Raw genomic sequence first — 15,546 nt, 5'->3', positions numbered from 1 at the left:
CGCTTACTGCATCGCGCCGTAGGCAAGCCACAGCCCACACACGACCGCGACCGTTCCGTACACCACATACACCGGCACCTTGAGCTTCGCGAAGCACATGCCGGCGAACAGCGCCGTCACCAGATACATGGGTTTGAACGGCACATGCCCTGCAATGCGCAGCACGGCCACCGCCAGAAACGCGGTGGTGACCGCGCGCAAGATCCGCATGCCGTGCTCGAAACGCGGATTGGCCTTCAACTGATGCAGATGCCGCTGCGCGAGCACCACCAGGCAGCCCGACGGCACAAAAAGCGCGAGCGTGGCAATCAGCGCGCCCACCCAGCCATCCACCAGATAGCCGAAGAACGGCACCACATTCAGTAGCGGCCCGGGCGACAGCGGGGACAGCGAAAACGCCAGAGTGAAGTCGTTATCCGACACACCGATCGCCGGTGTGACGAACAGTGTCTTGAGTACCGGTAACGCCGAGAAGCCACCCCCGAATAACGTCATACCCGCACCGGCCAGCCGCGGCCATAGCAGCGCCAACTCATAGCGATGCGGCAGCGGCAGCGCGAATATCGCCAGCAGCACGCATAATGCGGCCAGTATTTGCCAGTCGCCTCGTCCTATCGACAGCTCGATACGGGTATTGCGAGCCGGGCTGACCAGCCAGCCGGCGCCGAAAGCTGCGCCGAGCATCACCACATAGGCCGCGGGACTGCGCGCATAGAAGAGCCCCACACACCCGAGCACCGCCGCGATCCATTCGAGCTTGCCGCGCACCAGCGCGCGGGTCTGTTTGTACCAGGTGATCGCGATCAGCGTGGCCAGCACCACGCTGAAATGATTGAGCAAAGTTTGAGAGGCTGCGGCGCGCACGATCGGCGTGCGATAGAAGATCGCGAACAGTGTCATCAGCATGAAAAAAGGCAGCACGCTGGCGACACCCGCCACCCAGGCGCCGGCGCGTCCGCGCAACGCATGTCCGAGTTGCACGGCGACGTTGCAGCCCACCGGCCCGGGTACCATCCAGGCAAGTGCGATCAGATCGGAAAAGGCCACGCGCGAGAGCCGCCCTTCGCGCTCCACGTAATGGTTTTCAAGTTGCGCCATCAGCGCGAGGCCGCCCCACGACAGCGCCGACAGGCCGCACACGACCCGGAACAGCGTCCATAGCGGTTCCCGTTCCCCTCGTCTGGCTGCATCCTGGTTCGTGATCGTCTGCATGGCGCCGCGGGCGCCGGCACTCGGGCGGCCCGCCCTCTGGGATCATCGTTGTGTGTGTGTGTTGGCGCGCTCGGCACCCGGCATCGCGCCGTCACGCGTTACAGCGTGAATGTAGCTGGTTTTGCGATGCTGCGGTTGGATCGCGCGGGGGCCGCCGTCAATCCGCTCATAGGCGGCTGCGCAACGCATATGGGCTGCAGGCACCGCTCTCGCCGGAGCGCGCTCAGCTATTGGCGCTTGTGCTGGACAAACTGTTGGTACTGTCCGCTTCGTGCGTGGGACGGTGGCCCTTCATGCCGCATACGCCGAAGCGTTCGAGCAGCGCCGGAATCGCGTCGACCGGGACCGGACGCGAGAACAGGAAACCCTGTGCCTCGATATGACCGAGCGCGGCGAGCCACGCAATCTGCTCTTCGGTCTCGGTACCTTCGACCACCACCGTGAGTCCAAGCGAACGCGCCAGATTGACGATCGCGGTGACCATCACGCACACACTGCGATCGCCGGGAATCGCCTGGACGAACGAACGGTCCACCTTCAGCGTGTCGACCGAGAAACGGTTCAGGTAGGAGAGCGACGAATAGCCGGTGCCGAAATCGTCGAGCGCGATGCGCACGCCGAGGCGCTTCAACGCGAAGATCTTCTCCGAGACGAGTTCGGGATATTCCATCATCGCCGTCTCGGTGATTTCGAGTTCGAGGTGGCGTGCGGAGATGCCGCTTTCCTCGATCGCGTGCGAGACGGTTTCGTATAGATCGCCGCGCCAGAATTGCACGGCGGAGATGTTCACCGCCAGCGACAGCGTGTCGTAGCCCTGTTGCTGCCATACCGCCAGTTGACGGCACGCGGTCTCGATCACGAAGTCGCCGATCGGTACGATCAGGCCGGTCGATTCGGCGACCGGAATAAATTCGTTGGCCGGAATCAGGCCGTGTTGCGGATGGTTCCAGCGCACCAGCGCTTCAAAACCGGTGATGCAGCGGCGCGTCAGATCGATCTTCGGCTGATAGGTGAGAAACAGCTGGCCTTCGGCGAGCGCGACGCGCAACTGCTGTTCCCATTTCATCAAGTGGTCAGCGCGGTGCGACAACTGCGGCGAATAGAACTGGTAGCAGTTCTTGCCCGCGTCTTTGGCGCTGTACATCGCGAGGTCGGCTTTTTTCAGCAGATCGATCTCGCTCTCGTTGGCGACGGAGTAGAGCGCGATGCCGATGCTCGCATGCAGTACGAATGAACTGCCGCGTACTTCGAAAGGCTTGGCGAAGGCTTCGGCGGCCGCTTCGGCGAGTGTGACCGCGTGCTTCTCAACGTCGTCGCCCTTGATCACCACGACGAATTCGTCGCCGCCGATGCGGCTCAGCGCGCCGCCGTCGCCAACGGCGGTGGCGAGGCGCGAGGCCGTCATTTGCAGCACGATGTCGCCAGCGTTGTGGCCCAGCGTGTCGTTGACGGTCTTGAAGTTGTCGAGGTCGATGAAGAGAATCGCCAGCCGCCCGAGATTGGACGGCTGCGCCACGTCGTGCCGCAGCGTTTGCAGCGTCGCATAGCGATTGCGCAAACCGGTCAGCAGATCGTACTCGACCAGATGCGTCATCTCGCGCTCACGCCCGAGCAGCTTGCCGATCAAGCCGGTGGCCACCGCGAAGAAGCTCAACATCGCGAGCGAGATGAAGCCCGCCATCAGCAGATAGACGTTGCGCGTGTGGTTGTAGTCGGCGAACTCTTCGGCTTGCGACAGCCCCACCAGCACGCCGAGCGGATAGCCGTCGATATGCCGGTACGAGACGATGCGCGTGACGTTATCGATCGAATCGACGTAAGTGCCCGACACATGCTCCGAGGTTGGATACGAGCCGCTTGCCGAGAATGAGCCGTTGGTACTGTCGGCGCTGCCCGTGCGGCGCGCCAATACCGTGCCGTTGTCCGAGATCACCGCGATTACGCCTTCACGGCCGATGGCGGCGTTGTTATAGAAGTCGCTGGTGAAATAGCTCGGGTCCTCGGAGACCACCACGACCCCTGCGAACGAGCCGTCGGGATGATTCAGGCGTCGCGTCATCTGCAAGGTCCAGTGGCCGGATACGCGGCCGAGCACCGGCTTGCTGATATACAACTGGTCGTCGTTTTCGTGTTCGTGGACCTTGAAGTGTTCGCGGTCCGACAGATCGATGTGCTTGGGATTGAGTTCGGCCGTGTTGGCGATCAGTGTGCCGTGCTCGTCGATTAGCGATACCTGCACCAGCGTCTCGCTTTGCACCACGCCTTTTTCGACCGTGCTGGCCAGATCGAAATGATTCGGCGTTTTCTCGAACTCGTATTTGACGAAGCGGGTGATCTGGTCGACCTGGTGAATCGCCTTGACCGTGTGCTGTTCCAGCGCCGCGGAGAGAATCGCGGCAGAGGCCATTGCTTCGCGATTCGTCGCTTCTTTCTCAACCGACAGACGCGCGAAGATGACGGTCCAAAGCAGGATCAGCACCAGCACGCCGAGCGCGGGAATGGCGAGCAAGGCACGCCGGCGCGACACGGCAGGATCGCGGCGGGGTTTGGCTTCGCGCGGGTCGGAGAAGCGGAACTGGCTCATCGGGTCGCCCGTTCCCTGGTGCCGGCCAGTTGCAACTGCGCGAGCGTCGACTGCGCTAATTTCATGGGTGGCTGCATGGTGACCAAGGTGCCGGAACTGCGGCGCAGGGGAAGGGAGCGTGGCGTCGTGCCTGACCATCCGGAGGTCATCGGATACGTCTCGATATTACTTAATGCCACTGGATTAAGGAAGCATCCGCGCATCGGGTATACGCGGGCGCAACAGGCCGTCCTGGCCGCCTGAATCCGCAGCCGGCGCGGCCAGCCTTGGGGCTGCAGCCTGGCCGTCGTTTTCGAATATCTCATCGGGATCCGGAATTCAGGTGTGCCAGGCCTCGTGTTATGCATGGCGCATTAACCGTGTAAACGGTGTGGCGTTTTGTGGTCAGGCGTGGCTGAAAACGGCGAGACCATGGGGGGTGTGCATCGTATGCACGATGTTGGCGAGCGCTGCGGCGTCGAATACGACCACCCGTGGATTGCCTTCGAACGGCATTGACGTGAGCACGCCGGCTTGCTTGAAACGAACGGTGTTGGCGGTCATCGGGCGCGATCCGGCGAATCCAGCAGATTGATAGGATTCGGGGATTCTACCTGGTGACAAAGGAACGATCTACCTTGCAGCAAATGCAAAACGCGCCGCAGGTGGCAGACACCTTGCGACGCGTTGAGCAGGTTCAGGACGGCTCGCTGGGCAAACCAGTGGCCGAACCTGTTGGCATGCGTTATTCGACTTCGGCGATCATCTCGATCTCGACGCATGCGCCGAGCGGAATCTGCGCCACGCCGAATGCCGAGCGTGCATGCTTGCCGCGCTCGCCGAACACGTCAGCGATCAGCTCGGACGCGCCGTTGGTCACCAGGTGCTGCTCGGTGAATTCGAGCGTGGAGTTGACGAGGCTCATCAGCTTCACGATGCGCGTGACGCGGTTCAGATCGCCCACATGTGTGTGCAGCGTGGCGAGCAGGTCGATCGCGATCGAGCGTGCAGCGGCCTTGCCTTCTTCGGTGGTGACCGTGGCGCCGAGCTTGCCGGTCCACACCTTGCCGTCCTTCTTGGCGATGTGGCCGGACAGGTACACCGTGTTACCGCTTTGCGCGCTCATCACATAGGCGGCTGCCGGAGCGCCCGCGCTCGGCAGTTCGATGCCCAGTTCCTTCAGCTTGTCGTACACATTCGTTTGAGCCATGGTGTGTCCTTGGTCGGGAGTGGAATTCGGTAACCCGGCACGGTGGCCGGGGGCGTTCAGACCTTCGCGCGGATCAGTGCCGCGAGACGCGACACGCCTTCGTCGATTTTGGCCGGCGGCACCGTGACGAACGACAGGCGCAACGTATTGTGCTGGGCTTCGCTCGCGAAGAACGGACCGCCCGGCACGAACGCCACATTCTGCGCGACGGCTTCTTCGAGCAGCTTCATGCTGTTGATCTGTGCGGGCAGATTGACCCACACGAACATGCCGCCTTCCGGACGGTTCCAGCTCACGCCTTCCGGCATGTAGCGTTCGAGCGCGGCGAGCATTGCCGCGCACTGATCGCGATACAGCTCGCGAATGGTCGGCACGTGCGTGTCGAGGAAGCCGTCCTTGACCACTTCGTACACGATGCGTTGCGTGAAGCTCGGCGTGTGCAGGTCGGTGGCCTGCTTGGCCTGCACGAGCTTGAAGATCAATTCTTCGGGCGCAATGATGTAGCCGACCCGTAGGCCCGGCGCCAGCACCTTCGAGAACGAACCGAGATGGACGATGTGATCCGGCGCCATCGAGAGCATGGTGGGCAGCGGTTCACCGGCGTAGTCGAGCGCGCCGTAGGGATCGTCTTCGATCACCGGGAACGGCGCGGTTTTCGCAAACGCGGCCAAGGCACGGCGGCGTTCGACCGGCAGGCGGCGGCCCGTCGGATTCTGGAAGTTCGGTTGCGCGTACAGGAGGCGGGCGCCGGCTGTCAGTTCGGGCGTGAGCGCCTTGGGAATCAGGCCTTGCTCGTCGGTCGGCACCTGCACGTAGCGCGGTTCGTACATCGAGAACGATTGCAGCGCGCCGAGGTAGGTCGGCGTTTCGACCAGCACGGGGCTGTCCGGGCACACCAGCACCTTGCCGAGCAGATCGAGCGCCTGTTGCGAGCCGGTCGTGATCAGGACCTGCGAAGGGCGAATCTGCGCGCCGTTCACCGAGTAGCGTTTTGCGATCCATTCGCGCAGCGGCAGGTAGCCTTCAGTCGCGCTGTATTGCAACGCCGCGGCGGGCGCGTCGCGCAGAATGCGGTCCGATGCTTCGCGCATGCGTTCGGCCGGGAAGGTCGCCGGCGAGGGCAGGCCGCCCGCGAACGAAATGACTTCGGGCCGTTCCGTGACCTTCAGGATCTCGCGGATCGCGGAGCTCGTGAGCTTGCGCGCGCGTTCGGACAGTTGCCACGTGGGGGCTTTCAAGTCGCTTTGGTCCATGGTCTCCTCTGCTGGTATGTCTGGAACCGGTCAAAACTTCAATTATCGCGCGAGTCGACGACCTGCGCGCGCTGCTTATTTAAGGGTCCGTAGACCCTCGGGTGTTTCAAACTCGGCGACAAGCGCCGCTGCGCCTTCCGCGGATTCGAGCGCGATCAGATGCGCCGCTGCGCCTTCCGCGGATTCGAGCGCGATCAGATGCGCCGCGCCCAGCCAGCGGAGTTGCGCGGCGATTGCATCGGCTTGCGGATGGGTTGCTTTCAAAGCTTTCAATGCAATGCCTGTTTCCGGCAACAGCGCCGACGGATGCCGCGGCGAGTCCCACTGGATCAGCGACGGCAGCACGCCGTCGCCGGCGTCTTGCCATGTGGGGAACGCGCCGTCGTCGGGCACCGACAGACCCCAACTGAAATCGCCGCGCGTCATCGGCACGATCGGCGCGATGCGCTGCGGATACTGGGCCTGCCAAACGGCGAGTTGTTTCGGGCGCTCGACTTGGGCAACCCAGTGCGACAGGTACGGCCCTTTTTCGAGCCGCGCATGCGTCGCCGGGTCGTCAAGCGCGAACAGGCGGGCCCAGGGCGTGGCGCCATCCGCAGGGTCGGCGGCCTGCGGGTCGACCGCGATCACCTCCAGATACACGCCGCCCCACAGGTTCAGCAGGCGATTGTGCGTGCGCATCAGCGGATGCGCGCCGCCGCCGGCCGGTGCGACGCCGAGCGTGTCGGCAACGTACTGCGTGCCCTCGTCGAGGGTACGGGCGGAAATCACGAGGTGATCGAGACGGAGCGGATGGGCGGTCATGGCGGATCGGGAAAGCGGTTTCTGCGGTAAGCCGGAACGCGCGCCGGATGCGGCGGCAGCGTGGCCGGGGTCGTAAGCATAACCGTTTGCCGGGTCGGCGGGCCAGACGGATGGCGTTTGGGCTGGTCTCGCCCTGGGCCGCTCGCGCGCAAGGCATGCCGCCCGGCGCCGCTTCATCATCCGTTGCTTATCTTAAATGTAGCCTTAAATGTAGCGGCGGCGACCGGCACAGTAACGGTACAATCGACTCGATACCGTTCGGTACAGTTGGAGTCCACTATGTCCGTCCCGCTTACCCAGATTCCTACCCCGCACGATACCGCGTCGTTGACGCTGGTCGAGCAACTCGTTCAGTGGGCGCGCCGCAGGATCGAGGAACGCGTGTTCCGTCCCGGCATGCGCATGCCGTCGATCCGCAAGCTGGCGCTGGACAAGGGCGTGTCGCGCTTCACCGTGGTCGAGGCGTACGAACGGCTGGTGGCGCAGGGCTATCTGGAGTCGCGGCGCGGTTCGGGTTTCTATGTGCGCGAACGATTGGGCGGTGCGCCGACGGCCGAGATCCGCACCATCGCCGCGGCGGCCCCCGCGCCGGCCACGATCGACGTCGTCTGGTTGCTGCGCAATATGCTGCATACGGGCGCACGCCCTGAGCGCAGCCCGGGTCTGGGCTACCTGCCGGCGCGCTGGCTCGACGGCGATCTGATCACTAACGCGCTGCGCACGCTCGGCCGGCAAAGCGGTGCGCAGATGCTCGGCATCGGCACGCCGCAGGGTTTTTTGCCGCTGCGTCAGCAATTGCAGACGCGGCTGGAGGAACTGGAAATCGGCGCCTCGCCGGACCAGATCGTGATGGTTTCCGGCATTACCCAGGCCATCGATCTGATTTCGCGGATTTACGTCAAGCCGGGCGATGCGGTGATCGTCGGCGATCCGGCCTGGTTTCAGATGTTCGGGCGCTTCGCGTCGCAGGGCGCACGGCTGGTCGGCATGCCTTATACGCCGGATGGGCCGGACCTCGATGCGCTCGAGTCGCTGGTCGAGACGTGGCGGCCGAAAATGCTGGTGATCAATTCGGTGTTGCAGAACCCCACGGGCACGTCGCTCACGGCCGCGCAGGCGTTCCGCATCTTGCGGCTTGCCGAAGCGTACGACTTCATCGTGGTCGAAGACGATATTTACGGCGATCTGTGCCCGCCGAGCCATCCCGGCACGCGTCTGGCGAGCCTCGATCAGTTGAAGCGCGTGATTTACCTAAGCAGTTTTTCGAAGACCCTCGCGCCCAATCTGCGCGTGGGTTTTATCGCCAGCGCACCGGAGGTGGCGAGAGCCGTCAGCGATCAGAAAATGCTGGTCGGCATGACGAGCCCGGAACTGAACGAGCGCGTGCTCTACAAGATTCTTACCGAAGGCCATTACCGGCGGCACGTCGAACGCTTGCGCGCGCGCCTCGACGGGGTGCGCGAAAAATCCGTGCGGATGCTCGAGAAGACCGGCATGAAACTGTTCCTGACGCCCTCGGCAGGGATGTTTCTGTGGGCCGACACCGGCGTCGACGCGGGCGCGCTCGCGGCCGCCGGCCACGAAGACGGCTTTCTGCTGACGCCGGGGAGTCTGTTTTCTCCGCTGCAATCGCCAACTACGTGGATGCGCTTCAATATCGCCAACTGCGGCGATCCTGAGCTGTCGACATTCCTTTGCCGGTATCTGGACGGCGTCGCGCGGCGCGCCTCTTGAAACCGCGCCGGCGTGCCCCCAATTACGCGGGCAACGTTTTACCCCAAATTTTCGTATTCGTAACAGAGAGGAAGTCCGACCATGGCACAAGAAACCATGAGCTTTCAGGCAGAAGTTAAACAACTTCTGCACCTGATGATCCATTCGCTGTACAGCAACAAGGAAATTTTTCTGCGCGAGCTGATTTCGAATGCGTCCGACGCGGCCGACAAGCTGCGCTTCGAAGCGATCGAAAACAGCGCGCTGTACGAAAACGATCCGAATCTGCGGATTCGCGTGTCGTACGACAAGGCCACGCGGACCATCACGCTCGACGACAACGGCATCGGCATGAGTCGCGACGAAGCGATCGCCAACCTCGGCACGATCGCGCGCTCGGGCACCAAGGAATTCTTCGGCAAGCTCTCCGGCGACCAGCAGAAAGATGCCGCGCTGATCGGTCAATTCGGCGTGGGCTTTTACTCGGGCTTTATCGTCGCGGACAAGATCACGGTCGAAACGCGCCGCGCCGGCTTGCCGGCCTCGGAAGGCGTGCGCTGGGAAAGCGCTGGCGAGGGCGATTTCGCGGTGGAGCAAATCGAACGCGCCGCGCGCGGCACGACCATCACGCTGCATCTGCGTGCCGATGAAGACGAACTGCTGTCGTCGCATCGTCTGAAATCGATCATCCAGAAGTACTCGGACCACGTCGCGCTGCCGATCCTGATGGCGAAGGAAGAGTGGGACGCCGAGAAGAGCGAAATGGTCACGAAGGACGAGGACGAGACTGTCAATCAGGCGAGTGCGCTGTGGACCCGTTCGAAGAACGACATCACCGAAGAACAGTACAAGCAGTTCTACCAGCACCTCTCGCACGATCATCAGGATCCGTTGACGTGGACGCATAACCGCGTTGAAGGCCGCAGCGAATACACGCAACTGCTGTACGTGCCGACGCATGCGCCGTTCGACATGTTCAACCGCGATCATCGCGGCGGCCTGAAGTTGTACGTGAAACGCGTATTCATCATGGACGACGCTGAGCAACTGCTGCCGGCGTATCTTCGTTTCGTGAAGGGCGTGGTCGATTCGGCCGATCTGCCGTTGAACGTGTCGCGTGAAATCCTCCAGGAAAGCCGCGACGTGAGGGCGATTCGCGAAGGCGTGACCAAGCGTTCGCTGTCGATGCTCGAAGAATTGGCCAATTCGGAGAACGAAGCCGACAAGGAAAAGTACGCCGGTTTCTGGAAGGAATTCGGTCAGGTGCTGAAGGAAGGCGTCGGCGAAGACCATGCCAATCGCGAGCGTATCGCGAAGCTGGTGCGCTTTGCGTCGACGCATACGGAATCGCCGGAGCAGACCGTGTCGCTCGCCGACTACGTCGCGCGGATGAAGCCCGAGCAAACCAAGATCTACTACGTGACCGCCGACACCTGGCAGGCCGCGACCCACAGCCCGCATCTCGAAGTGTTCCGCAAGAAGGGCGTGGAAGTGCTGCTGCTGACCGATCGCGTCGACGAATGGATGCTGTCGTTTCTGAACGAATTCGACGGCAAGCCGTTGCAAAGCGTCGCGCGCGGCGATCTCGATCTGGGCGCGCTGAATGACGAAGAAAAGCAGGCGCAGGAGAAGGTCGGAGAGGAGTTCAAGCCGCTCGTCGACAAGATGAAAGAAGCGCTGAAGGACAAGGCGAAGGACGTGCGCCTGACGTTCCGGCTGACCGACTCGCCGTCCTGCCTCGTGGCTGACGACGGCGAAATGAGCGGCTATCTGCAACGTATGCTGAAAGCGGCGGGTCAGGACGCGCCGTCGTTCCATCCGATTCTCGAAGTGAATCCGGAGCATGCGCTGGTGAAGGGCTTGCATGCGGACAGCGTGAATTTCGACGACTGGTGCCATCTGTTGTTCGATCAGGCATTGCTGGCTGAAGGTGGCGCTCTGGAAGATCCTGCCAGCTTCGTGAAGCGAACCAACGCGTTGTTGCTGGCGCGTGCGGGTTGAGTTTTCGAGTTCTCATTTGAGCTTGGAGCGGCGTCGCCTCGACGCTTGTGATTGAAAAATGCGCTGCTTCGGCAGCGCATTTTTTTTGCCTCGTCACGTGGAAACCCGGCAAACGTGACGTGCAGTTATTTGGATGAGTAACGTCAAGATCCTAGTGCGCCGGCGTCTGTCCATGCAAATGACGCACTTGCGATAGCACTGAGCCCGCCAGTTCCTTGGCCTCGATGCAGGAATGAGGATCTGCCAGGACTTTCGCTGCGAGACTTCCGATCGCCGTGCTGGTCTGTTTAGACGTGTGGTGCTGCGCGAGCGCGGAACCGGCAAGTTCCTTTTCCTGATACAAGGCGCCCGGGCGCCGCAAAACGACCGCGGCCAGATGGGCGATGCGGTCGGACGTTTCTTTTGAGTTCGTAGTATTCAACCGTTACTCCTATTCGTTTGTTGTTGATCCGGACGACGCTTGTGGTTTGCGAAATTTCGACCGGAAAATAATTATGGTTAACTAATCAAATCTATTCAACAACAGTAAATTGAGATTGATTTGTGAGATGTAAAAGGGCGCTTTTGTCTTATGCTCGCGCGTTCAGAATTCAGATGCATAAAGGATTGTTTTCAATCGTTAAGCCGTTTATGCACTGAATCTGATTTCTGCGATTGCGCGTTCACGTGTTGCGATAACTCTCTGCATTCCCATGTCCGATTCCACCTTGATGAAACCTGCCGATTCATTGCATCTCTTATGGTCGATTTTGCGAGAGCAAGGTTTCGATGCTGCTGAGCGCCGCGCTGTCCAATTCGCAGCTGAAGGCGTGTCACCCCAACTGCACGCTGACCTGTGTGCGAGCGCGGGACGTTTCGAAGCTGCGTATCACAGCGCATCGCAAGCGCAGGCTGCAGCGAACGGAGCACGTCATGCCCGGCTGGCGTTGTTTGCCGACGCGCTCGGCCACGTCGAGGCCGCGCAGCGCAACAGCGAACTGGCGGTGGCCGCGCAGCCGGCTGGTGCGTCGATCGAATGGATTGTGTGGTTGATCGATCAATGCGGCGCACATTCGGCGGCAGTGCACATGTTGCGCGCCTATGAAGCGCACGCGCCGCAAGACGTCCGGGCGCCGTGGTGGTTGGCGATTTCGCTTGGCGCCCTGCCCGATGCGGGCGTGCCAGCAGAGCGCCGCGCGGCATTGTTGCGAGCGTACGTTCTCGATCCTGCGATTCATCCCGCGTTGCCGTTGCAGCTCGTGCTGGCGTTCCGGGAGATACGCGATTGGCAGACGGTCGAACGTGTTTGTCGCGAGATGCTCGCGCGCAATCCGGCTGATGCCGAGATGGCCTGGCAATTAAGCCACGCGCAATGGCAGTGCAACGACGCGGCTGCAGCAGAGGCGACCATGCGCGCTGTCGATGCCGCCGCGCCAGGCAACGCTGATGTGTTGGCGGCGATTGGCATGTACCTCGCCGAGCAGGCGCGCTTCGACGAAAGCGAAGCGGCGCTGCATGCGGTGCTCGTGCGCGCGCCCTCCACGCCGCAGGCGGCGGTCGATCTGGCCGATCTGATGCTGCGGCGCGGTGACTGGTCGAGCGCGTGGCCGCATTTCGCCGCGCGTCTGACACGCGACGACCGCGAGCCGAACAATGTCGTGACGGTGATGCAGCAGCTATGTCCGCGTTGGCAGGGTGAACCGCTCGCCGGCAAGACCTTGATCGTGCACAGCGAACAGGGCAACGACGACGATATCCAGATGGTGCGTTTTGTGCCCGAGTTGGCGGCGCGCGTACGCGACGAGGGCGGGCGATTGGTGCTTGCGGTGCGCCGGGCGTTGCAGCCGTTGCTTGCGCGCTTTTACGCAGATTGCGTGTCCATCGAGGATGGCCCGCTCGGCAAGCCGCACTTTGGCCTGCCGATCATGAGCGTGCCGTCGGTGCTTGGCTTGCAGCCTGAGCAGGTGCGTGGCGCGGTCTATCTGTACGCAGATGCAAACCGCGTGGCCGTGTGGCGCGAGCGGGTGAGCGCATGGGGCGAGGAGGCAGCGCGATTGCATGTCGGCCTCGTTTGGTCGGGCAGCCCGACGCATCGCCGTGACGCGAAACGGTCGATATCGCTGGCGGCGCTGACTCCAATGCTGACGTTGCCCGATGTCGTGTTCCATCCGCTGACACCGGGTCGCAGCGCCGATGTGATGGCGATGACTGCACAGGGCTATCGTATTTGCGATCTGACCGGGTATTACGAAGCTGGTTTCGATGACGTGGCCGCACACGTGAGCGCGCTCGATGCCGTGGTGACCATCGACAGCGCACCTTTGCATCTTGGCGGCGCGCTGGGGCGGCCCGTGCTGGCGATGCTCGATCACGTGTCGCATTGGTGTTGGGGTAATCAGGAGGCCCAGCCCTGGTATGACTCGGTCGAGCTGTTCAGGCAGCCGCGGCCGGGTGCGTGGGAACCGGTGGTCGAGCGGGTGGTGGCCCGTCTGCGGACGATGCCAGGCGCGTGATAGTAACGGGCGCGAATCGCGCTAAAGCCGGGAACACATAAGGTCATGCACGAAAAAACGCCCGCGTCATGCGGGCATTTTTTGAATCAGGCGTCAGGCACGAAAACCTACTTCTTGCCCATCAGCGCATCCATCGTCTCGCCGCGCACGACGATCTCCGTGCGCCGGTTCAGCGCGCGTCCTTCAGCGGTATCGTTACTGGCGACGGGGTTGTTAAATGCGTAGCCCTTCGTTCGGATCCGCTCCAGCACCACGCCACGCGCCACCAGCGCATACCCTACGGCGGTGGCGCGTGCTTCGGAAAGCTGCTGGTTGTAGTCGAGCGTGCCGACATTGTCGGTGTAACCCTCGACCAACACCGGCTTCTTGCTGCGCTTGAGTAGAACGGCTGAACGATTGATGACGGCCGCTGCATCGCCGCGCACTTCGGATTTGCCGAACTCGAACAGCGCCGCTTCAGGCAGTTTGACGGAGACACCGTTTGCGACCGGCGCCACCTCGATGCCGACAGCCTTGTTCAACGATGTTTCGGTATCGCGGTTCAGCGGGGCTGCGCAACCCGCCATCAGCACGACAGACATTGCGCACACGCTAGCGCCCAGGAACGTTCTCATGTTTCTTTTTCTCCTTCAATATCCGATCACATGGCACGCCCTTCGATCGCGGGCGGGCCGCCGACTTGTTAAAGCACGAAGGTTGTATCGCGCGTTGCTGAGGCAGGAGAATCGGAACTGTCTGAAATCGATATGCGAATTGACGCGATTCCGCCAGATGTGGTCGTTGACCGACATGCCCGACGGGATGACAGGTGAGGCACTCGCAATCCTCTGACGGCGCCGCCGTTATAATCCGACACCATGCCTATCCGTTTCGATGCCGCTGACGCCCACTGGCGCGTCGTGCCCTTATCCGGCTTCAGCGCCGCCCAGAAAGACTGGTTGACCCGCGGCGGATCGCTGACCGCGCATCTGCGCACGCTCGGTGCGGTTGCCGTGCGTGTGACGCGTGAAGCCGTCGCGCTGCCGTGGGCCGACGAATACTCCGCGCTCGGCCTCGTGCCGCGCGCACCGGCGTGGGTTCGGGAGGTGGTTTTGTCGGTGGACGGCGTACCGTTTGTCGCGGCGCATAGCGTCGCGCCGCTGGCCGCGAGCGTCGGCGTATGGCAGGCCACGCGCCAGTTGCGCACGCGGCCGCTCGCCGAGTTGCTGTACAGCGATAGCAGCGTCGCACGATCGTCACTGGTGAGCCGCAGGTTGACTGCACGTCATCCGCTGTACCGGCTGGCGGCGCGTGAAATCGATGACATGCCGCCACATGGGCTGGTCGCACGCCGCTCGGTGTTCGAGCGCCACGGTGCGCCTTTGATGGTGACCGAATGCATGTTGCCCGCACTGTGGGCGCATCTGGCGTCTTCGGCGTGCGTACCGTCCGCGCACCCGACGGCCGCGCATGCGCCGCAACGGACTCACGTACGGGAACATGGCCGGCCGCTCGAGCATACGGCGTCGCGCGCTCATGGTGCGCCGCGCGCGGAGCAAGAACACCTTTCCGAACGCGAGCGGGGCACAGATGAATCCGGGCAAGCGCCGGCATCGGACAGTCAGGTGAAACGCTGATGCTGCACGGCTTTCCTCCCGTCGTCGCGACGCATACGCATACGCTGATTCTCGGCAGCTTCCCCGGCGAGGCGTCGCTCGTGGCGACGCAGTATTACGCGCATCCGCGCAACCAGTTCTGGCGGCTTTTGGGGGGAGTCCTCGGTGAGCCTTTGCTTCACGAATTGACTTATGATGCGCGGCTCGAATGCGTACTTTCGTATGGATTCGGCATCTGGGACGTGCTGGCTGCGTGCCATCGCGAGGGGAGTCTCGACGCAGCGATCCGTCATGCTCAGCCCAATGACTTTGCGTCGCTGCGCGAGCACGCACCGGATCTGCGTAAGGTCTGCTTCAACGGCAAGACGGCCGGCCGCTTCGCGCCGGTGATCGGTGCGGCCGGTTACGACACCCTCGTATTGCCTTCGTCGAGTCCCGCGAACGCCATGCTCTCGTTCGATCAAAAACTGCTCCGTTGGCGAGACATACTTGCGTGATGCGATCGATTCTGCCAAGGAATGGTGATACGCCTTTCGACCTGTCAATATCCTGACAGCGCCGTTGCGCAGCGGGAATTGGTTGACCGGGCAGGGAATAAAGATTTCTCCATGCGTGTCGATATACTGCCTGGGGCGTCGCCCGAAAGCATGACAGGATCCTCGTTCACCTGTATTGACATGACGCTCGGCTTCCCGCTAATACA

At 62.4% G+C, this 15,546-nt stretch carries 13 protein-coding genes; 5 read left to right on the top strand and 8 right to left on the bottom strand.

Translation table 11 applies throughout. The annotated features are described in order from the left end of the window. Nucleotides 1-3: 3 nt before the first annotated feature. The 6 genes from PQR67_RS09110 to PQR67_RS09085 all read right to left on the bottom strand — a co-directional run bounded on the left by PQR67_RS09110 (nt 4) and on the right by PQR67_RS09085 (nt 7,042). Entirely contained in the window at nt 4-1,212 is a 1,209-nt protein-coding gene (locus PQR67_RS09110; protein WP_408457313.1) for a chromate transporter, read from the bottom strand. A 223-nt stretch (nt 1,213-1,435) separates the two neighbouring features. After that, the gene (locus PQR67_RS09105) at nt 1,436-3,796 is read right to left on the bottom strand and encodes a bifunctional diguanylate cyclase/phosphodiesterase (RefSeq protein ID WP_408457310.1); all 2,361 of its coding nucleotides are present in this window, start codon (nt 3,794-3,796) and stop codon (nt 1,436-1,438) included. Between the two features lie 384 nt (nt 3,797-4,180). Next, entirely contained in the window at nt 4,181-4,339 is a 159-nt protein-coding gene (locus tag PQR67_RS09100) for a hypothetical protein (protein ID WP_408457307.1), read from the bottom strand. Nucleotides 4,340-4,520: 181 nt separating this feature from the next. Beyond that, nucleotides 4,521-4,985, bottom strand: a complete 465-nt coding sequence (locus PQR67_RS09095; protein WP_408457304.1) for a RidA family protein — start codon at nt 4,983-4,985, stop codon at nt 4,521-4,523. A 56-nt stretch (nt 4,986-5,041) separates the two neighbouring features. Next, nucleotides 5,042-6,238 carry an aminotransferase-like domain-containing protein gene (locus PQR67_RS09090; protein ID WP_408457301.1) on the bottom strand — a complete coding sequence of 399 codons (1,197 nt, stop codon included), beginning with the start codon at nt 6,236-6,238 and terminating at the stop codon, nt 5,042-5,044. A 75-nt stretch (nt 6,239-6,313) separates the two neighbouring features. After that, nucleotides 6,314-7,042, bottom strand: a complete 729-nt coding sequence (locus PQR67_RS09085) for a VOC family protein (protein ID WP_408457299.1) — start codon at nt 7,040-7,042, stop codon at nt 6,314-6,316. A gap of 279 nt (nt 7,043-7,321) precedes the next feature. Here PQR67_RS09085 and PQR67_RS09080 point away from each other — a divergent pair, with 279 nt between their 5' ends. Then, on the top strand, nt 7,322-8,776 hold the full coding sequence (locus tag PQR67_RS09080) for an aminotransferase-like domain-containing protein (protein ID WP_408457296.1): 1,455 nt from the start codon (nt 7,322-7,324) through the stop codon (nt 8,774-8,776). A gap of 81 nt (nt 8,777-8,857) precedes the next feature. Beyond that, the gene (gene htpG, locus PQR67_RS09075) at nt 8,858-10,756 is read left to right on the top strand and encodes a molecular chaperone HtpG (protein ID WP_408457293.1); all 1,899 of its coding nucleotides are present in this window, start codon (nt 8,858-8,860) and stop codon (nt 10,754-10,756) included. 151 nt (nt 10,757-10,907) lie between these two features. Here htpG and PQR67_RS09070 read toward each other — a convergent pair whose 3' ends face one another. Continuing rightward, nucleotides 10,908-11,177, bottom strand: coding sequence for an FHA domain-containing protein (locus PQR67_RS09070; protein WP_408457291.1), 270 nt, complete (start codon nt 11,175-11,177; stop codon nt 10,908-10,910). Nucleotides 11,178-11,448: 271 nt separating this feature from the next. On the opposite strand from PQR67_RS09070, the gene PQR67_RS09065 reads away from it, so the two are divergent. After that, nucleotides 11,449-13,248: a glycosyltransferase family 9 protein gene (locus PQR67_RS09065; protein WP_408457288.1), complete on the top strand. Its 1,800-nt coding sequence runs from the start codon at nt 11,449-11,451 to the stop codon at nt 13,246-13,248. Nucleotides 13,249-13,355: 107 nt separating this feature from the next. Here PQR67_RS09065 and PQR67_RS09060 read toward each other — a convergent pair whose 3' ends face one another. Then, nucleotides 13,356-13,862: an OmpA family protein gene (locus PQR67_RS09060; protein WP_408457285.1), complete on the bottom strand. Its 507-nt coding sequence runs from the start codon at nt 13,860-13,862 to the stop codon at nt 13,356-13,358. Between the two features lie 243 nt (nt 13,863-14,105). Here PQR67_RS09060 and PQR67_RS09055 point away from each other — a divergent pair, with 243 nt between their 5' ends. Together PQR67_RS09055 and PQR67_RS09050 are read left to right on the top strand one after the other, a co-directional pair. Further along, nucleotides 14,106-14,864, top strand: coding sequence for a chorismate--pyruvate lyase family protein (locus PQR67_RS09055; protein WP_408457282.1), 759 nt, complete (start codon nt 14,106-14,108; stop codon nt 14,862-14,864). After that, nucleotides 14,864-15,340 carry a DNA-deoxyinosine glycosylase gene (locus tag PQR67_RS09050; RefSeq protein ID WP_408457279.1) on the top strand — a complete coding sequence of 159 codons (477 nt, stop codon included), beginning with the start codon at nt 14,864-14,866 and terminating at the stop codon, nt 15,338-15,340. The genes PQR67_RS09055 and PQR67_RS09050 overlap by 1 nt, the downstream gene beginning before the upstream one ends. The last annotated feature ends 206 nt before the right edge of the window (nt 15,341-15,546 follow it).

It is taken from the genome of Paraburkholderia fungorum, from assembly GCF_046026025.1.
In the GTDB taxonomy this organism is placed as follows: domain Bacteria; phylum Pseudomonadota; class Gammaproteobacteria; order Burkholderiales; family Burkholderiaceae; genus Paraburkholderia; species Paraburkholderia fungorum_E.
The sequence above is the reverse complement of the archived record's forward strand: the minus strand, read 5'-3'. Positions and strand labels throughout refer to the sequence as shown.